Below are 18,498 nucleotides of genomic sequence, written 5' to 3'. Positions count from 1 at the left end.
GGGGCTGTTTGCCCAGGCGAGTCTCGGACAAGCCGGCGCCATACAGCGGCGCTGTGTCAAAGAAACGGATGCCTTGAGCCCAGGCGGCGGCGGCGACGGCAGCGGCCGCCTCGTCTTCGTCAATGGCGCGGAACATGTTGCTCAGCGGCGCCGTGCCGAAGCCCAGTTGCCCGATAATGTTGTCATTCAAACTCATCGCATCACCTCGGCCTCATCAGGCCTTTAATCGTAGGTCAAGCACGACGGTTGGGTCGTGTTCGTTGAGGAATTTCTCAAGCGAGAATGAAGAGGCATGACTGCAAACATTTATTAAATAGATTCTACATAAAATCTATTGTGGGTTTTTGAGTGTTCAAGCCTGAGTGATGTTTGCCTGGCTGCTCATCGGCCTGGCGCAAACAGGCTGATTATTGCGATGCTAACGGCCTACGCGTCACGACCCGCCCACATCGAACTTATGGAGAAACATCGGTGCAATCGCTGCCCATTCCGCCGTCCATCGTCGGGCACACGCTTGAGTTGCGCCCGTTGGACAGCGCAGATTTCGAAGCCCTGTACCGCGTCGCCGCCGATCCTTTGCTCTGGGCTCAGCACCCGAGTCCAACCCGCTATCAGGCGCCGGTATTTCGTGAGTGGTTCGACGAGGCATTGAAGTCGCAGAGCGTTGTGGTGGTGATCGACCGTGCCAGCCATGCGGTGATAGGCAGTTCTCGCTACTACGACTTCAGTGAAGAAAAACGTGAGGTTGCGATTGGGTACACCTTTTTAGCCCGCGAAAAATGGGGCGGCGCGGCGAATGGGGAACTCAAGCGCCTGATGCTCGACCACGCATTTCGTTGGGTCGACACGGTATGGTTCCATATCGGCGCTCAGAACATTCGCTCACAACGGGCCATGCAGAAAATCGGCGGGAGGTTGTCGCATTCCGCGACGAAGGATGTCGCCGGGCGCACCCAAGAGACCCTTTTTTATAAAGTTGAGCGTGATGCGTTGGTGGGTAACGAGTTGTAGCGGATCAGGATGCGCGTGTGATCGTCGGTCGGCGGGACGCGGGGGGGATTTGTGCAGGGCAAAAGAAAAGGGTCTGTCCGACGGACTTTGCTGGAACGCTCCAGCGCTTTCTCGCATCGGAGCTTAACATCCGTCAATGCCCAGCCCGCGCTGGGCTTTTTGCATCTGGCGAAAGTGTTTTTTAACAGGGATCACAGGCTTACTTTAACGGAAAAGTAGCCTTGAATTCTGTCCCACTTTCAATTGTTGAGCTAACCGAAACCGTGCCGCCGTGTGCCTTCACGATTTCGCGGACAATGAAAAGCCCCAATCCAACGCTGCGACTATCTTGCGCAAGATTGACGCCACGAGTCATCGGACTGAAGACCGTGGCGAGGAAGTCTGGAGGAATCGGTATACCCCAGTTGTGCACCACCAGCTCGAAACCTTGCTCCGTAATGGAGGAGGTTACTGTCACCGGGCGATCCACCGCTCCGTATGTAACAGCATTGGAAATAAGGTTACCTGCAAGCTGCGTAAGCCTATCGCTGTCAGCCATGCATAGACCCTGGCCATTGATTGAATGCAGAAGCTCTCGTTTGGGATAAACGATTCGAAGCTGCTCGACAGCCGCAGCGATCAGCAGGTGTAGGTCGATAGTCGTTTTTGTTACCCCAATACCGCGTCCTATTCTGGCCTGCGTGAAATCCAACAAATCGTTGATAAGCCTGCGTGCCCTTTGCGCCGCTTCCTGAGTGTGCCGAACCAATTTCAGCTGCCTGGGGGACAGATCATTCCGCTCAAGCACCTCGGTGGCCATTGAGATCACCGATAGGGGATTACGCAGATCGTGACTCACTATCCCAATCATTTGCTCAGAGAATAGAGCACGGTCTTCTGCTGCTGCCTGCTCCCGTTTTACGTCTGTAATGTCATGAAGGATACCGACAAACTGAACGAGCTTGTTGTTTGGGTCGAATGCCGCACGCCCAGTGGAGAGTACCGTGCGCTGAACGCCGTCAACGCCGTTCAATCTATAAATGCAGCGATACTCCTGAGCTACCGATCCGAGAGCCGCCGAAAATAACTCGGCCTCTCTTGGACGGTCATTAGGGTCTATCAGGTCTGAGTAAACTGACGCTGAAACATCTTGGTTTGACGGGTAACCGAGCAATTGCGCGACGCTGTTATCGTAACGACGCTCAAGTGTCACCGGGTCGACGTCCCAAACGTGCATCTTGGCCGACTCTAGAGCAACTCGCAGTCTCGCATCGGCAACCGACAAATCCCGCTGAAGAGCTAGGTGAGCTTCGAGCGATTCCTCAGCTTGCCGTTTGGAAATCAGCACTTCCTGCTCGAATCGATGCCTCTCGATCACTACAAACGCGCAAACCTCATCGAAAATGCCGCCAAGGTGTTCCCGCCTTGTTGCATTGAGAATCATCGGTAATTTTTTACCCTCAGACGTCGCAAACTCAAGCTTTACCTCGGAGATGGAACGCTGCATCTCAAGCAAAGGCATCCAGTGAGTTTGATGGAAAATCCGTCCTCCGACAGTCAGCAACTCTTGTAGTTTACGTCGGCCAACCAACTGATCTTTGGAGTATCCCAACCACTCGCAGAAGGTGGCATTTGCGCGAAGGATTAAACCGGCCTTGCTGGTGATAATGAGGGCGCAGGGAGCGTGCTCGTAAAGCAAGTCGGCATCAGGGACTGGGTCGTCATTAGCCGCCATGAGCAATTCGACCCTGAACGCTTGCAATGAAGCTTTGGATCGAATTGATGCATAGATCAGGAGCACTCAGGTGCGGGCAATGCCCCACGTTTTCTATCACCTCAAGACGATTATCCGGGATCACCTTGTTGAGGTAACGACCTACTTCGACAGGTGCAATGATGTCGTCGGATGACTGAATAATCAACGCCGGCGCCAGTAGCTTGGCCACGTCAGTGCGGTTATCAGATAGGAACGTCACCCTGGCGAACCGCTTCGCAATATCAGGGTCTGTCTGGCAGAAGCTATTGGTTAATTCGACACCAAGATGGGGCTGTCCAGGCGCGCCCATGATGGCGGGGGCCATGGAACTCGACCAGCCAAGGTAGTTGCTTTCCAACGTCTCCAGAAGAGAGTCGATGTCCTCCCTGCTGAAACCACCAAAATATTCACCATCGTTGATATACGACGGTGAAGGCCCAACCATGACATGCGCCCCGAATAGATCAGGCCGCTTATTCGCGGCGATTACGCCCGCCATAGCGCTGACAGAATGCCCAACAAATATGACCGGGCAGTCCGCAAACTCCTCAATAATCTCCACGATGTCCTGCGCGTACCCTTTCAATGATGAGTACCTCACAACCTCATAGGCTGAGAGGTCTGACTTCCCACAGCCTACAACGTCGAAAAGAATCGTCCGAAAGTTCTCGCGGAATGCCGGCTCGACGAGTCTCCACATGTTCTGATCACACCCAAAACCATGCGCAAAAACTAGAGTGACAGGGCCTGAACCATGGACGCGTACATTGTTGCGGGTTAGGACAGACATTTAAGCCTCCTGCGCTGATCACACATGGAATTCGAAAGGGCGAGTTTAACAGTCTACGTCATTAACTGCCGTTGTCCGTCCTGCTTGGCAGCAAAAACCTGGACGATAGCTAGTTTCAACGGGCATGACGCAGCGGGCAAAATGAGAACGCATGTATGGCAGCTGGTTTAAAAACTTGGGACGTGATGCTTAAGCGTATGCCTAGAGGTGGCTTTTCGGATGGTCAGCCAGGCGCCGTGAAAATCTCTTGTTTTTGTGAGGCCCGATGTCGGCGGAATGCTCGGTGCAGACGAGCCTTGGCTGAACGCTACATCGCTGACCAACCGCCGGTTGGATAGGAGGTTGGAGGGGGACTGCAAGGTAGGCTTGCAGCGCTGCCCATTTCGTTCCTTACATCTGGGCGGTGTCCGGTATGTTGGTACGCTGCGTAGGGGCTGCCATTCGGGCCTGCCAGGCATACATTCGCGCTATTGCACGCTGACGATTCAATCAATTAGTTCTACGAAGCCTGACAAGGACTTGCCGGCTTTTGTTCAGCAGCAAGGTTGGTGAAAAAAATGCAGCCTATTAACTTGGCGAATAAAACCAAAGTCTCCTCAAGATCCGGGTCTTCAAACAATATTGAGCGTGAGTCCAGCGCGCATAAAGCACCAAAGAGTCGCCCATCAGGAAGGAAGATAGGAGCGCCTGCATAACTTTCCAGTCCGTATCGCTTGACGACATGGCGATCTGAATATCTGCGATCGCCACTGATTTTTGGAATGAAGAGGGCTTTGGGGTTTCTTCTCAGCTCGCTGCAGAGGGTGATTTCCAACTCCAGGATATTTCCAGCTTCTATCCCTAGATGGGTTGGGTCGAAAACTGAGCAAACTATCCAGTCCTTTTCCGTGAATTTGGCAATCCCGGCAAATCGCATTCCTGTAAGGCGCGTAACAAGCTGCAAAATAGCGCTTGTGGCCTCCAGTTCAGCTATTTCAGAACGTTCATCTGCGCTCAGCACAGAGTGCAAGGCAATCTCATGAGAAGCCATTTTTATCCCCTGCTGTCTGTAGCTGAGCGTGTCACTGTTGATTGGTAACTCTGTGCCATGAACGCACTGTGCTTGATCCAGCTTTTAGGTCCGGAATCGGAGAACCAAGTCATTCAAGTTGACTGCTAGACGTGATAACTCATTGCTTGCAGTCAACGTCTGGCGGGTACCCTCAGTGCTTTGAATTGCCAAGTCACGGATGCTGATGAGACTGCGATCTACGTCACGTGCAACGTGAGCTTGCTCCTCGGAAGCGGTTGCAATCTGAATATTGCGGTCGTTGATTTCCAGTACGGAATCAATAATTTGGCGTAGCGATTGGCCTGCTTGCTCTGCCGTATCTCGCGTGGTGTAGACCTCAGAGGTGCTCTTGTGCATCAACTCGACTGCGGCTGAAGAACCGGCTTGGATGGTGGATATCATCTGTTCGATTTCTTGGGTCGACGTTTGGGTGCGGTGCGCCAAAGCCCGAACCTCATCGGCCACCACTGCAAAACCACGGCCCTGTTCACCCGCCCGTGCCGCTTCAATTGCTGCATTCAACGCCAGGAGATTCGTTTGCTCGGCAATCGCCCTGATCACACTCAGAACTTTGGTGATGTCTTGAGCCTGGCCTGCGAGTTCTTTCACCTGGGTTGAGGAGACTTCGACCAGTTCCGTCAGTCCGCGCATGGCCGTCAACGTTTCAGTCACTTTTTGATTGCCCAGATCAGCCGCCAAGCTGGACTGCGTGGCCGCTTCAGATGTGGAGTTGGCATTGCGGGCGACTTCTTCGACGGCGGCGCTCATTTCGGTCACTGCCGTGGCTGCTTGCTCTATTTCGCTGTTTTGCTGCTGAAGGGTGCGATCGGCACTTTCGGTGATCGAGGTCATTTCAACCGCTGCGGTACTCAGTTGGGCAGACGCTCCCGAGATTTCCAAGATCGTGTTTCTGAGATTTTTCTGCATCCGATTGAGCGCATGCATCAAGCGTGAAGCTTCGTCTGAACCTGTAACTTCAAGGTCGTGGGTGAGGTCGCCAGACGCGATATCTTCGGCCAACTTCAGCGAGGCGCTGATGGGGCTGACAATGCTTTTAGTGAACAGGGTCGCCAGGACGATGGTTAAGATAAATGCGACTACCAGAACCAAGATCAAGACTTTAACGCTATGCGTATATACATCTGTCGCGTCTTGCCCCGACACCACCGCCTGACGCGCATTTTGCTCACGAAGCGTTGTTAGCTGCTCCTGATAGGCGCTTGCTCGCTGTGCCTGCTCTGTGTTCGCAAAAAGGACAGCTTGGTCATGATCAGAAATATCGAGGGCAAGTACATTCTTGAGACCGTCGATGTAGACATTCATAGCTTGGTTTGTCTTCGAAAACTGGATTTCATCCTGCTCGCCAGAAATCAGATGATCACGGTAAAACGCTGTCTTCGACTGGAGCGTCTGTATGGCGCCTTCGACCAACGACAGCGATTTATCATGCACATCCTTGGTCGTGCTCGAAAGCATGCGAATACTTTCAAGGCGCGCATGGAGCAGGGCGATTTGAATGTCGTCAATGACCTGGACGCTGGGCAGGGAGTTTTGCTCGATGTCCTGCTCTGCATTACGTAGGTGATCTATCTGCAAATACGAGAAGCCCGCCAGGCTTATGAGCAGGAGTGTAATTAGCCCAAAGCAGACGAAAGCCCTGCGCGCGATATTCAAGGATCTTAATTTCATATAGGCCTCCGAGGGCCGGGATTTATTGGCGTGGCAACCCACGTCATTTTGTTGAGCGCGAACAAGACAGACTGTTCATGCGGCACAGTGACTCTCGGCTGCAGCTTGGGCGGCAGACGTAAATCCAGGAATACAAAAGAATGCATCGGGATAATAGGCGCGCTAAATAATTGCGCGCTCATGAGTTGCAGGCGCTCATACCGTAAGCGGGACGGAGGGGAATGTTCGATTAATCCAAGCGGGGGCGTGCCGCAACGACGTGCGCACCGTTGCAGGCTTCGCGCAGTGAACTACGCTTGCCGGGAACGCTTTGACTTCGATTATTTTGGTAACTGAAAGGGCACGATGGACAAGCGGCTTGCGGGTCTTTCAATACTGCTGACCCTCGGGTGGGTCGCCACAGTGGCGACTGTCATGTGGTATTTCTACGACAATTAATCTAAAGGCCGAATCAATTCAGGCCCCTTAGTCCTCACGTTTCCCATGGCCGTTCTACTGACATTTCGGACACGCCAATATGCCAAGTAATAATATCGAACGTAAAACTTACGCAGCACTTCCTCCTGCCGTGGGGCCCTATTCGCATTCGGTGAAACATGGCAATACCCTGTACCTGTCAGGCTTCACAGCGTTCGGAACTGATGCTCAAGGGCAGAGCCTAGAAAAACAGGCCAATGCTATTTTGGAGCAGATTAAAGCGGTTGCCGCCGAAGAGGGCACCGATATGTCTGCACTCTTGAAGGTGACTCTATTCATCACCGACTTCAGCCAAATCGGCGAACTGCGCAAGGTGCTGGTGCAGCACTATGAAGGGCATTTGCCTGCCAGCTCCCTGGTCGAAGTTTCAAAGTTGTTTTCCCCGGAACTGAATATCGAAATTGAGGCTATTTTCGGGGTGTGACAGGCAGTAGTGGCGGCTTTGCATGGTCGAACAGTGTGCAAACCGCTCAAAAAATGGCCATGGAAAAGACGGCTCAATTTTGCAGTCAGGACAGCCGATGTTAGTTCACCCGGGGAGCAGCGAGGATCGACGCCAGCGCCAACAGCAAGACCTTCGAACACTTGTTCGTGCCCGGCTTGCGCAAAGGGTGGGTGATCACGTCTTTGGACCGTAGCGAGCGGGGGTTACTGGTTGCGTAATGGCATCCAGTTGTGCGGGCACAGCTCAGCAATTTTGCTCGCTGCGGGAGTTTAAACATTTGGCAACGACATCAATTCAATGAGGCATGGCTTTCATCTTGCTCGCGCCGCTCGCCGAGCATACTCTCGGAGCCGCATTTCTTAGGCCTTACTGCCATGTATTGTTGGAACAATGATAATTTCGAAGGGCTTCTGGCGCTTGCGGAGAGCCTTGATGCACATTCTGACCTGAAGCCACTTGCGAGCTATTGTCGATATCGAGAACAAGGGCTACGTCGCGAAGCATTTTCTGCACTTGAACGGTTTCTCGTCGCATCCAGTTCGTTTGATAGCGCCGCCGCACGTCGCGCAGCAATCGAAATTCTCGAAGCCAATTCGCGATCCTCAAAAAACCATCAGTTTCTGACGCAGCCGCTCACCGCCCGGTTTCTGGTGCCTACGTTGAAGGCATGGATGGAGGAAGATGCAGTCACAACCTTACCCGTGCGATGGCTCGGGATGCTCAACCGTGACCCTGAACTCCTTACCAGAGCACTTTCTGGGTTCCCCGAAGATATGCCTGTCCGCAGGATGCTGATCGACTTTGCGCTTGGAGGGATTGACTATGCCACCCATCATCTTGACGAGTCTTTCTTCTTAGGCAGTGTTGACGAGGCGACCTCAGCGCTGGAGCGTGCCAGAAGACTCATAGCAGAAGCCCCTGATCCCGAAGCGCTGGCTTATCTGACATCTGAAGTGCAGCATTTCGATCGCCTCATCGCGGACTGGAAAGCCTATTCGGAAAATCCCATAGGCGGCTTCCCCGAATGGTGCGCGAAACTGGGACGAGACTACAAATATTCCGCCAAGGTCTACTACGAGTAGATGAAGGGGCGACAGATCAAGCGCGCATCAGGTTTCCTCAAGAGCGAGTTGGTTTTCATAGCATTTTGAGAGCGGGGAAGGGATCAAATCTGAATGTGGCATCGACGTTCCTCCCTGAGACGAACAGCGTAGCAGGGAGCTTCTTCGGTGAGGCGCTGCAGGTTGCCGCAGACACCGCGAAGAAATTGAACACGCCCCGCCAAGCGCAGGGCGCGTCTGACACTATTTGCCGAGCTTCTCACGAACGTCAGTAACCATCGGACCAACAGCTTTAACGGCGTCTTTGAGCTGTTGCTCTGTTACGCCAAACTCCTTCGTCCAGTGCTTTAGCTCCCAAGGTTCTGATGTGTTCACTCGAGCACGATCTTGAGGCCCGCGGTTTTTCAGATCATCAGACATATTCCACTCCCTGCGGGTTGGCCTGGAGGGCCCAGGCGACTCCCGATAGAGCATGGGAAGGTATGGGTAGTTCGATTGAGGTTACAGGAGGGTAATTGCATTCGGCAGGACGCCGGAGGAGGGGAATTGCGGAACAGTGTGGAAATTGCGGAACAAAAAAGAAAAAGGCCTGCATGAAATTCATCATGCAAGCCCTTGATATCCATGGTGCCCGAACCCGGAATCGAACCGGGACGCCCTTACGAGCGGGGGATTTTAAGTCCCATGCGTCTACCAGTTTCGCCATTCGGGCGGTAGCGCGGTGCAGCAGGGTTGGGAATATATAGACCCAGGCGCTGGGATGCAAGGTCGAACGTTGTGTTTGTTGCATTCGCGCAAAATTGAAAAAGCTTGCCAGATCAGTGATCTACACGAGGAACCTGGCGTCGAGGCGAGGGTTTTGACACGCCACGACATGCTCCTGCCACTATCTGACACAGCCCTGAATTAGAGTGCGCCTGCGTATTCCAGTCAGGTCAGCTCATGAAATTTGCATCTGTTCGCATCGTGACTCAACAGTTTGAGCAACTCATACGGTTCTATCAAAACCTGTCGACTATCGAGCCGCGGCATCGGACTGATGGTTTTGCCGAGATTCATTTCGAGGGTGTGGTTCTGGCGATAAGCGACGAGCGTTTGATTCGCTTGCATAACAACGGGTTGGCCGTCGCTGCGAGTAACCGCTCGGCGATCCTGGAGTTTCAGGTGGAGGAGGTGGAGGCTATCCTGCTGCGGGTCAGCAGCACGCAAGTGGTAATGCCTGTGACGATCATGCCATGGGGCAATACTTGCGCACTGCTGCAGGACCCCGATGGGAACCTGGTGAATATTTTCTCAATACCCGAACAGATCAGACAAAGCGCTGCCCACTGAACCCGCGTGGCAAGCGCTGCAACCCGGGCAGGTCGGTCAGGCGTTGTGTCCACGCACTGCGCCAGTCGCTGGCAGTGTGGGTCTGGGTTTTGCGCGCGGAGCGGCGGGCGGCATTGCGTTGTGTGCGGCGCGCTTCTTTGTAGGCTTCGGTATTGCGGCAGGTGCGGCATTTGACTCGGTTCAGCTCGGTGCTGGACGTGAGGTTGCTGCCGTGGTGGCCGCAGGCTAGATGCCCGGCGACCTTGAAGTGAGTGACCATGTAAGCGTCTCCTTCTTATGGGGGTACGCGCATCCCAGACCAGCAGGTGCACGTGAGCAGGGCGGGGCAATTAACCCCGCTGCCTCAGGGTTTGGACCCCGGGCGCGGCGTGGCGTTCGGTTTGTTTCGCGACGGCTTCACGTTACCCTGCGGGGCCAAAAATCATAAAAAGGAATGAATGATGACTGTCGACGTGTTGCCCCTGGAAGGCAGCTGCCGTTGTAACCGGGTGCGTTTCAGCGTGAGCCTGCCGCCGGTGATTACCATGGCTTGCCATTGCAGCGGCTGCCGGAAAATGACCTCAAGCGCGTTCTCCCTCAGCGCCTTGATCCCCGCCAGTGGCTTTACCGTGACCCAGGGTTGCCCGGTCATCGGCGGCTTGCACGGTGTGGACCGTCACTATTGCTGCCCGCATTGCATGAGCTGGCTGTTTACCCGACCCCATGGCATCGACGAATTCGTCAATGTGCGCGCGACGTTGTTGGATGACGCCCACGATTACGTGCCGTTCATGGAAACCTGGACCAGCGAAAAGCTGCCCTGGGTTTCCACGCCTGCCGTCGAAAGCTTTGCGCAATTGCCTGAGCCGCAGGACTTTCCACGCTTGATGCAGGCCTACGCCGCGTTCAGCGCACGCTGAGCTCAGTCAATCAGTGCCAGCAGGTCGGTGTCGCCTACATCCACGCCCGCCTGGGTCAGCAGCGTGGTTGCCTGGCCTCGGTGGTGGGTCTGGTGATTGAAAAAATGCACCAGCAAGCCAAAGAACGGCTTGCGGTTCGCTGCGCCGCGCATGTTGTGATAACTCAGGTGCTGGTCCAGATCGGACTCGCGCAGGCTATGCGCCCACTCGATGATGAGCTGATCCAGCCACGCGCGATGGGCTGACAGCGCGCGGATATCGGCAAAGGCCAGCTGCTTGAGGTCGGTGGGTGTGGCAATCGCACTCAAGGGGGCCAGCGCCGAAAAGCCCGCTGGATGCTGGGCAAAGCGTTTGAGCCAGACGGTATCCCCCAGCGCCAGGTGATTCAGCGTGCCGAGGATTGAGCCAAAAAACGCCTGTCGATCCGCCGCCAGCTCCGCGTCCTTCAGCGTGCCGGCGGCGTCGTAGAGTTTGCGGTTCATCCACTGGTTGTAGTGGGCCATCAATGCGATGTGCTCGATACGGTTCACGGGGGGGGCTCTCTCAACGGCGCAATGGCGTCATCATAGAGCGTGCCTGCCCGGCGGTCATGGTGTTCCAGCTGCGGCGGGCTATGGTTGTTGAACGCCAACACTGCGCCCTGGGAGGGCAAGACCATGAATACCAGCGATCTATTGGAACAATTGCTGCGCGGGCAGTCAGGCAGCGCCACCTCGGGCGGTGGCCTGGGCGGCCTGTTGGGCGGTTTGCTCAAAGGCACCAGCACCGGCACTGCCTCGGCCGGCGGTGGGCTGGGTGGTTTGTTGGGTGGTCTCGGTGGGCTGCTGCGCGGCGCGCCCGCCGGCGGTACGACGCAGGCGCGTTCCGGCGGGATGAATTACGCGGCACTGGCGTCCCTCGGGATGGCCGCGTTTCAGGCGTATCAGGCCTGGCAACGACAGCAGGCGTCTGCACCCCAGCAAGCCATTCAGACGGTTGACCAGCTCGATGGCCCAGAGGCCGAGGCCCACAGCCATGCGCTGTTACGTGCATTGATTGCGGCCGCCAAGGCGGATGGCAAGATCGACGCGCAGGAGCAGCAGATGATTAGCGCCGAAATCGGCCGCCACACCGATGACCCACAATTGCAGCAATGGCTCGACGCCGAAGTGGCCAAGCCGCTCAATGCTGCCGATTTTGCCGAGTATGCGCGTGACCCGGCGGTGGCGTCGGAGATCTACCTGGCCAGCGTGATGCTGGTCAATGATCAACAGGAAGGCGAGCGTAGCTATCTGGATGAACTGGCAGGGCAGTTGCAGCTCGATCCTGATCTGCAACTGCACCTGGAACAGCAAGCCAAAGCTTAGAAACGTAGGGTGGCGCCGGTCGTCAACCACTGGTCGCGCTCGCCGCTCAGGCTCTGCCCGACGACGACATCCACGTCCACCAACGCGCCCAGATGGAAGCGGGGCCCGGCCTGCCAGGCCTGGTCGCCGCCTTCCTGGCCGTAGCGCTCACCGATCAGCGTCAAAGCATGCGCAAGCTGATATTCGAACCCCGTGCCCCAGGTCAAACGATGGTTTTGCGCGCCGCCGTTGTAGGCATGCGTCCAGCCGCCATTCAGGTTCAGGCGCAGCGCTTGGACAGGTTGCCAGGTCAATGGCACATTCAGGTCCGCGCCGTCGAACGCGTGTTGGCGATCCAAGGCAACATGCGACGTTGCCGAAACTGCCAGCTGTAGCCCCAGGTCTTCGCGTGACCACACCTGGGCCTTCACTTGCGGGCTGACCTGCGTTTGGGCATCGCCGGCCTGGCTGGCGCGCGACAATGCGGCGCTCCATTGCACCGAGGGCAGTGCGTTGAAGGTACAGGCCGGGTTCAAGGTTTCGCTGTGGCTGTTGCCTTCGTGCCGATTGGCGGTGTACCAGGCGTCCACATTGCATTCGCCTGGGGCGTTGACCGCGCCGTCATCAACCACATAGGCGCCACCGGCTGCGTGAGCTTTGGAAAGCAGCGCGATGAGCAGGACAAGGCCCAGGGTCACGCCAATAAACGTAAGGTTGCGTTGCAGTGCACGCCGCTTGGCCGGCGGCAGCAGCAACAGGGTATGGCGAGCGCCGCGATAGTGACGTGCGCGATATTTGGCAAACCCGTCTTGGCGATGAGGGGTGTGTTTGTTGTGCATGATGCACCTCGCTTGAATTCAGCTTTCTACGGTCAGCACCGAAATGCCGCTGGCTTTGGCCTGGCAGACCAGCTCCGAGGTGTCGTCACCACCCGGCAGGGCGATGACCACGTCGGGGCGGCTGTCGGTCAGCATGAAATGGTTGCGCTGGCGTTCCGCCTGCTTGCCATGGCGTTGCCAATTGGGCGGGTAGCGCACCACGTCGATGCCGATTTCCCGCGCCCATTCCTCAACGTCACTGCCCAGGAATTGGTTGCCGCCGTGAATCAATACCTGCACCGGGCGCAGGCGGTGGTAAGCGTCCAGCACTTGGCGGGACTTTTTGGTGTCGGCGTAATGACGACCTGCACAGATCAACACGCGCATAGTCAGAATCCTTGTGTTGCACGGTGGCCGCCGGGCGACGGCCACCGTTTCAGAGGCGGGTGATCAGTACCACTGCTTGAAGCGGCGGATGTAGATCGTTTTCATCAGTTGGGCCACGCAGCAGTAGGCGAACAGCGTGCCAACCAGCCATGGGAAGTACGCGAGCGGCAGCGGCTGCAGGCCGACCAGGGTGCCCAGTGGCGAGAACGGCACGTAGATCCCCAGGCCGATGACGAGGGCGGTCATCATCAACACCGGCCAGGCGGCCGTGCTCTGGAAGAACGGGATCTTGCGGGTCCGCAACATGTGCACCACCAGGGTTTGCGAGAGCAGCCCCTCGATAAACCAGCCGGACTGGAACAGGGTCTGCATTTCCACACTGTTGGCGCTGAACACGTACCACATCAGCGCAAAGGTGGTGATGTCGAAGATCGACGAGGTCGGCCCGATCCAGATCATGAAGCGGCCGATGTTTTTCGCATCCCACTTGCGCGGTTTGGCCAGGTATTCTTTGTCCATCTTGTCCCACGGCAGGGCCAGCTGAGAGATGTCGTACATCAGGTTTTGCAGCAGCAGGTGGATCGCCAGCATCGGCATGAACGGAATGAACGCACTGGCCACCAGCACCGAGAACACGTTGCCGAAGTTGGAACTGGCGGTCATGTTCAGGTACTTCATGATGTTGCCGAAGGTTTCGCGGCCCTTGAGCACGCCTTCTTCCAGCACCATCAGGCTCTTTTCCAACAGGATGATGTCGGCTGATTCCTTGGCGATGTCAGTGCCGCTGTCCACCGAGATGCCCACGTCAGCATCGCGCAGCGCCGGCGCATCGTTGATGCCGTCGCCGAGGAAACCCACAGTGTGGCCGTTGGCTTGCAGCGCTTTGAGCACCCGGGATTTCTGCAGCGGCGTCAGCTTGGCAAACACGGTGCGTTCTTCCACGCGGCGCAGCAGCGTCGCGTCGTCCATCGCTTCGATTTCTACGCCCAGCAGTGGTTGACCAGGCTCCAGGCCGACCTGGCGGCAGATCTTGCTGGTGACCACCGCGTTGTCGCCGGTCAGCACCTTCACCGCCACGCCAATTTGTTGCAGCGCCGCAATCGCCGGGCCCGCAGTTTCCTTCGGTGGATCCAGGAAGGTCAGGAAGCCCTGGATGATCAGGTTGCGCTCATCGGCAGTGGTGTATTGCTGACGAGCCAGGGATTTGGGGATGTTGCGGGTGGCGACCACCAGTACGCGAAAGCCATCCTCGTTGTAGTCATTGGCCAGTGCCAGCAGCTCGTCACGGCGACGATCATCCAGCGGCACTGCAGCGCCATCTTCCATGACGTGGGTGGAAATGCTCAGCATCTCTTCCACCGCGCCTTTGCACACCAGCAACTGGTCGCCGGCGGCGTCCTTGACCACGATCGACAGGCGGCGGCGCACGAAGTCGAACGGCAATTCATCGACCTTGCTGTAGGCAAATGGCCGCTGGAACTTGGGGTTGTGTTCCGAGAACTGCACCACGGCCTGGTCCATCAGGTTTTTCATGCCGCTTTGGTGGTAGCTGTTCAGCCAGGCCAGGGACAGCACCGCATCATCACGTTGGCCAAAGGCGTTGACGTGGTGTTCGAGGATGATCTTGTCCTGGGTCAGGGTGCCGGTCTTGTCAGTGCACAGCACGTCCATCGAGCCGAAGTTCTGGATCGCATTCAGGCGCTTGACCACTACTTTGCGCTTGGCCATGGCGGTAGCGCCCTTGGCCAGGTTGGCGCTGACGATCATCGGCAGCATTTCCGGGGTCAGGCCCACCGCCACCGCCAGAGCGAACAGGAATGCATCGCCCCAGTCGCCTTTGGAGAAGCCATTGAGCAGGAACACGATCGGCACCATTACCAGCATGAAGCGAATCAACAGCCAGCTGACGCTGTTGACCCCACGGTCGAACGCGGTCTGCACCCGCGAGCCGACAATCGCCTTGGCCAGCGAGCCAAAGTAAGTGCGCGGCCCGGTGGCGACCACCACGGCCTTGGCGCGGCCACTGACCACGTTGGTGCCCATAAAGCAGATGTTGGGCAGGTCCAGCAGATTGCCCTGGTCGGCCGCCAGCGAAGAGGCGGATTTTTGCGTGACATCGCCGAGCGTGTCGTATTTTTCGACCGGCAAGGCTTCGCCGGTCAGCACGGCCTGGCTGATAAACAGGTCGCGGGATTCGATCAGGCGCACATCGGCAGGGATCATGTCGCCGGCCGACAGTTGCACGATATCGCCGGCGACCAGGTCGCGCATCGGCACTTCGCGCAGGGTCGGCTGAGCGCCGACTTGCTCACGCCGCAGCACAGTGGCGGTGGTGCGCACCATGGCTTTGAGTGCTTCGGCGGACTTGGCCGAGCGGTGTTCCTGCCAGAAGCGCAGCAGGCTGCTGAGCAGCACCATGGTCATGATGATGATGACTTTGGTCAGGTCGACTTCTTCACCGGCCTGCAACGGCAGCCAATAGTCGGTGACAAAGCTGATGCCCGCCAGGGTCAGCAACACGTAGATGAAGGGATTGTTCAGCGCCTGCAGGAACTGGACGAGGGCGTGAGGCGGCTTGTCGTGGGCCACTTCGTTAAAGCCTTCGCGTTGCAGACGCGCCGAGGCGTCCAGTTCGGTCAAGCCATCCTGGGTGGCTCGCACGTTGGCGAGGGTAGCCTGCAGGCCGTTCTGGGCTTCGCGGGCGGCGCGCATCGACAGTTTGGTGTCGGTGTCGGTGCCATTTTTCTTGTGCAGAGGCGTGTTTTTTACGGCGCTCATTGTCTGTACTCCTGTCGCCAATTCTCGACAAAACATACCCGGTACTTACCTGAAGACAGGCGAGCGAAAGCATGCCGAGCCGCAAACTTCGCGATCGGTTTAAATAAGGTGTTCACATAACTTCTACAGCGCCCGCCACACGCGCGTTAGTTAACTAACGCGCAGCGGGCTACTACTGGACGTGTTCATAAAGAACTCCAGAACATCAATTAGAAAGTTGCTGTTTCCAGCCGGGTTAAGCGCTGCGAGTGCTCAGGTAAAGTCCGAACATCAGGCGCGCTTGAGCCAGCATGGAAACCTGGGGTCTCTGCGGGTCTTGAGGGTCGGCATGGTCCCAGTGCTGCAGCAGTTGGCCGCTGGCAGGGCACAGGTGCCAGTGCGCCAACACCGGGGCCGGACGCGCTTGGTCTTTACTGGCTTGAGGGGAGGGTGCAGCAAACGTGGCCCGGGTAGGCGAAAAGCCTGCGGGCTCGCGGCACAGCTTGGCGCGCAGGGCGGCGGCCAGCGTACGTACATCGGGCAAAGCAATGAGTTGGAAGGTCATAACACACCTCGGGACCGGACGGGCGACCGGTGAGGCAGTTACGGTGGAGCATTAAGCTCTAGCGCAGCTTACCGGACCTGGAAGGCGAGTCCTGTCATATTCTGGGTTTGGCGCCCGATGCCCGCTAAAGCGGTGCTCGGACAGCGACTAGATACTGTGTCCATTGGCTTCTTTTGTGAGGTTTAAAAAAGGCCCCAGTTGCGGGCACGGGCAATCTACTCAGACGGTTACAAAATGTCAACGCATGATTAATTAAATCAGTCCGCGTTCAGAGTTTATTCAGACAAGGGGCACGGTTAGTTATGGGATATATAACTTCATACGCCCTGTGCAGCCAGAACTGCCAGATAGATCAACACTAAACCACATGCGCCGTAACTGACGCGCTGCCACAGCGGCGAGGCGTTTTTGCGTAACAGATTGACCAGCGCCGCAATCAGAAAACACGACAGCACCGACGCCAGCATGAAACCTGCAAAAAACATCAGGGTTTGCCCAGGGCTGGGCGTGCCGCCGACGATCCCGGACAAGGCGCTGCCCAACGCGCCCCAGTACACAATGTTCTTCGGGTTAGCCAGGGAAATGGCCGCGCCCACTGCCAGCGCATTCTGTCCGGAGCGGACCGGCCCGCTGTCCGCCGCGGGCAGGTGCCAGGCGTCGATCAGACTGCGCACACCGAGCCAGGCTAGGTACACCGCGCACACAATCGTCAGCGGAACACGCACGGCTTCATGCTCAACCAGCAGGGCGATGCCAGTGAGGCCGATCACCGCCCAGGCGGCGTCGCCCACCAGCGAACCGATCTGTACCAGCAAGGTAGCGGTGAACCCATGGAGCAAGCCACGGCGCAAGGTTTCTGCCAGCACCGCGCCGGGTGAGAGGCAAAACACAAAACCGAATACCAGCGCGTAAAAAAAGATCGTGACCATGCCGCTTTCCTTCAACAGAGGCGCGCAGTGTGCGGCTGTGTGGCGCAGGTGTCTTGAACCAGATTGCGCTTTCAGCGTTTCAACAGGCTTTGATAGCGGCCTGGGGTAATGCCATAGGCGGCGCGAAAGTGCCGGTTGAGATGGCTTTGGTCAGCAAACCCCAGCTCATGCGCGACGTCGCTGGCCGAGGCGCCGCGGCGCAAGAGTCCCTTGGCACGACACGTACGCAATTGCATCGCCCACTGCCTGGGGCTCAGCCCGGTTTCTTTCTGGAAGGTGCGCAACAGATGGAATTTGGACAAGCCCAGCTCATCGCCCAACTGGTCCAGCGGCAGCGCTTGGCTCAGTTGCTCGGCGAGCAGCTCCTGGGCGCGGCGGATCATGCCTTTGCCGCCCGTGGCAACACCGGGCAGGCGCACGCCGCTAACACCCACCACTTCACCCAGCAGCAAAACCAAGGCGTCTTCGTTAATCTCGCGAAGCAATGGGTCGTCGTTCAAGGCTCCCTTGACCGCCGCAGCCAGGCGCTGTGCCAGGTCGGGCTGGAAGCAGAGCGAGCGATCAAATTCCACCTGGGCCAGCCCCAGGTCAGCCGCCAACGCGTCGGCCGCGACGTACAGGCTGACAAAATGCCAGGGTGCGCCATCAGCCGCGCCGCCGCCTTGAATCTGCCCGGGGTTGTACAACGTGATGCTGCCAGGCCCGGCCTGGAACTCGCGGCGGTCGAGCCAGACGCTTTCCTCGCCGACCAGGTTTACGCCGATCACGCATTCATCATGGCTATGGCGGGCAAAGGTCAGGCCCGTGCAGCGTGTATGGGTGACTTCGTAGTTGCCCAGCCAGGCATGTTGCATGGCGCTCATAGGGTCGGCTCGATAAAAAATCAGCCGTGAGCATACGCTGACGAGGGTGTTCAGATCGACCACTGGCTGCAACGTGCGCTTAAGGATACGCACTGTGGACCGGTCGCTATTTGGGGGGCTGAGCTTACTGGGCAGGATGACGGTTCAGTAAGCTCTGCACCTTCCAAAAAGAGGTTCAGGGTTTTAAATATTTCATTGATGCAAACGAGGACGCGTGTTTTTTATAAATACGCTCGTCATCACTATCGATATCGGTAACTGCCCAGGTAGTCAGGGTTGCTGGCGACGACAATGACGCCGGGACGATCAAGGTCGCGATTACCTTTTTTGTAATGCTGGATGCTGACATCGGTAGCCAAGCTCA

At 57.0% G+C, this 18,498-nt stretch carries 18 protein-coding genes, 1 tRNA gene and 3 pseudogenes; 6 read left to right on the top strand and 16 right to left on the bottom strand.

Features of this window, described 5'->3' with window-relative positions; all coding sequences use genetic code 11:
• Nucleotides 1-7 precede the first annotated feature (7 nt).
• Nucleotides 8-196: pseudogene (locus ACP7B3_RS02540) on the bottom strand (aldo/keto reductase); the annotation flags it as partial.
• Nucleotides 197-471: 275 nt separating this feature from the next.
• On the opposite strand from ACP7B3_RS02540, the gene ACP7B3_RS02535 reads away from it, so the two are divergent.
• Nucleotides 472-1,011 (top strand): GNAT family N-acetyltransferase, encoded by a 540-nt coding sequence (locus ACP7B3_RS02535; protein WP_426177640.1) that lies wholly within the window; start codon nt 472-474, stop codon nt 1,009-1,011.
• A 199-nt stretch (nt 1,012-1,210) separates the two neighbouring features.
• Here ACP7B3_RS02535 and ACP7B3_RS02530 read toward each other — a convergent pair whose 3' ends face one another.
• From ACP7B3_RS02530 to ACP7B3_RS02510, 5 genes and pseudogenes are all read right to left on the bottom strand, one after another.
• Nucleotides 1,211-2,725, bottom strand: coding sequence for a PAS domain-containing sensor histidine kinase (locus ACP7B3_RS02530; RefSeq protein ID WP_426177638.1), 1,515 nt, complete (start codon nt 2,723-2,725; stop codon nt 1,211-1,213).
• Entirely contained in the window at nt 2,715-3,536 is an 822-nt protein-coding gene (locus ACP7B3_RS02525) for an alpha/beta fold hydrolase (protein WP_369302931.1), read from the bottom strand. Before ACP7B3_RS02525 ends, ACP7B3_RS02530 begins: the two co-directional genes overlap by 11 nt.
• A 499-nt stretch (nt 3,537-4,035) precedes the next feature.
• Nucleotides 4,036-4,566: a GAF domain-containing protein gene (locus ACP7B3_RS02520; protein ID WP_145160951.1), complete on the bottom strand. Its 531-nt coding sequence runs from the start codon at nt 4,564-4,566 to the stop codon at nt 4,036-4,038.
• 84 nt (nt 4,567-4,650) lie between these two features.
• A pseudogene (locus tag ACP7B3_RS02515) lies at nt 4,651-5,250 on the bottom strand (methyl-accepting chemotaxis protein); the annotation flags it as partial.
• Nucleotides 5,251-5,556: 306 nt separating this feature from the next.
• Nucleotides 5,557-6,276: pseudogene (locus tag ACP7B3_RS02510) on the bottom strand (MCP four helix bundle domain-containing protein); the annotation flags it as partial.
• 517 nt (nt 6,277-6,793) lie between these two features.
• Here ACP7B3_RS02510 and ACP7B3_RS02505 point away from each other — a divergent pair.
• Nucleotides 6,794-7,177 (top strand): RidA family protein, encoded by a 384-nt coding sequence (locus ACP7B3_RS02505; RefSeq protein WP_426177635.1) that lies wholly within the window; start codon nt 6,794-6,796, stop codon nt 7,175-7,177.
• A 395-nt stretch (nt 7,178-7,572) separates the two neighbouring features.
• The gene (locus ACP7B3_RS02500) at nt 7,573-8,280 is read left to right on the top strand and encodes a hypothetical protein (protein ID WP_426177633.1); all 708 of its coding nucleotides are present in this window, start codon (nt 7,573-7,575) and stop codon (nt 8,278-8,280) included.
• 222 nt (nt 8,281-8,502) lie between these two features.
• Here the strand turns inward: ACP7B3_RS02500 and ACP7B3_RS02495 are convergent, their stop codons facing one another.
• Both ACP7B3_RS02495 and ACP7B3_RS02490 read right to left on the bottom strand, forming a co-directional pair.
• Complete coding sequence (locus ACP7B3_RS02495; protein WP_145160942.1) at nt 8,503-8,679, bottom strand: DUF3606 domain-containing protein; 177 nt, start codon at nt 8,677-8,679, stop codon at nt 8,503-8,505.
• Between the two features lie 205 nt (nt 8,680-8,884).
• Nucleotides 8,885-8,971, bottom strand: a tRNA-Leu gene (locus ACP7B3_RS02490).
• Nucleotides 8,972-9,201: 230 nt separating this feature from the next.
• Between ACP7B3_RS02490 and ACP7B3_RS02485 the strand changes: the two genes are divergently transcribed.
• Nucleotides 9,202-9,591: a VOC family protein gene (locus ACP7B3_RS02485; RefSeq protein WP_426177631.1), complete on the top strand. Its 390-nt coding sequence runs from the start codon at nt 9,202-9,204 to the stop codon at nt 9,589-9,591.
• Here the strand turns inward: ACP7B3_RS02485 and ACP7B3_RS02480 are convergent.
• Nucleotides 9,569-9,850, bottom strand: coding sequence for a hypothetical protein (locus tag ACP7B3_RS02480; RefSeq protein ID WP_145160938.1), 282 nt, complete (start codon nt 9,848-9,850; stop codon nt 9,569-9,571). The genes ACP7B3_RS02485 and ACP7B3_RS02480 overlap by 23 nt on opposite strands.
• A 181-nt stretch (nt 9,851-10,031) precedes the next feature.
• Between ACP7B3_RS02480 and ACP7B3_RS02475 the strand changes: the two genes are divergently transcribed.
• A complete protein-coding gene (locus tag ACP7B3_RS02475) occupies nt 10,032-10,490 on the top strand; it encodes a GFA family protein (RefSeq protein ID WP_242196459.1) in 459 nt (152 codons plus the stop codon).
• Nucleotides 10,491-10,492: 2 nt separating this feature from the next.
• On the opposite strand, the gene ACP7B3_RS02470 is transcribed toward ACP7B3_RS02475, so the two are convergent.
• The gene (locus ACP7B3_RS02470) at nt 10,493-11,020 is read right to left on the bottom strand and encodes a DinB family protein (RefSeq protein ID WP_426177628.1); all 528 of its coding nucleotides are present in this window, start codon (nt 11,018-11,020) and stop codon (nt 10,493-10,495) included.
• Between the two features lie 126 nt (nt 11,021-11,146).
• On the opposite strand from ACP7B3_RS02470, the gene ACP7B3_RS02465 reads away from it, so the two are divergent.
• Nucleotides 11,147-11,836, top strand: coding sequence for a tellurite resistance TerB family protein (locus ACP7B3_RS02465; RefSeq protein WP_242196462.1), 690 nt, complete (start codon nt 11,147-11,149; stop codon nt 11,834-11,836).
• Here ACP7B3_RS02465 and ACP7B3_RS02460 read toward each other — a convergent pair.
• The 6 genes from ACP7B3_RS02460 to ACP7B3_RS02435 form a co-directional block, all read right to left on the bottom strand.
• Nucleotides 11,833-12,654, bottom strand: coding sequence for a hypothetical protein (locus ACP7B3_RS02460; RefSeq protein WP_426177626.1), 822 nt, complete (start codon nt 12,652-12,654; stop codon nt 11,833-11,835). The genes ACP7B3_RS02465 and ACP7B3_RS02460 overlap by 4 nt on opposite strands.
• Nucleotides 12,655-12,672: 18 nt before the next feature.
• The gene (locus tag ACP7B3_RS02455) at nt 12,673-13,020 is read right to left on the bottom strand and encodes a DUF2493 domain-containing protein (protein WP_106579131.1); all 348 of its coding nucleotides are present in this window, start codon (nt 13,018-13,020) and stop codon (nt 12,673-12,675) included.
• Nucleotides 13,021-13,083: 63 nt separating this feature from the next.
• On the bottom strand, nt 13,084-15,798 hold the full coding sequence (gene mgtA / locus ACP7B3_RS02450) for a magnesium-translocating P-type ATPase (RefSeq protein ID WP_426177624.1): 2,715 nt from the start codon (nt 15,796-15,798) through the stop codon (nt 13,084-13,086).
• Nucleotides 15,799-16,033: 235 nt separating this feature from the next.
• A complete protein-coding gene (locus tag ACP7B3_RS02445; RefSeq protein WP_145160926.1) occupies nt 16,034-16,342 on the bottom strand; it encodes a hypothetical protein in 309 nt (102 codons plus the stop codon).
• Between the two features lie 317 nt (nt 16,343-16,659).
• A complete protein-coding gene (locus tag ACP7B3_RS02440) occupies nt 16,660-17,271 on the bottom strand; it encodes a LysE family transporter (protein WP_426177622.1) in 612 nt (203 codons plus the stop codon).
• A gap of 71 nt (nt 17,272-17,342) precedes the next feature.
• Entirely contained in the window at nt 17,343-18,134 is a 792-nt protein-coding gene (locus ACP7B3_RS02435; protein ID WP_426177620.1) for an AraC family transcriptional regulator, read from the bottom strand.
• Between the last annotated feature and the right edge of the window lie 364 nt (nt 18,135-18,498).

Origin of the sequence: Pseudomonas sp. TWRC1-2 (assembly GCF_049896685.1) — a bacterium.
In the GTDB taxonomy this organism is placed as follows: Bacteria; Pseudomonadota; Gammaproteobacteria; order Pseudomonadales; family Pseudomonadaceae; genus Aquipseudomonas.
The sequence above is the reverse complement of the archived record's forward strand: the minus strand, read 5'-3'. Positions and strand labels throughout refer to the sequence as shown.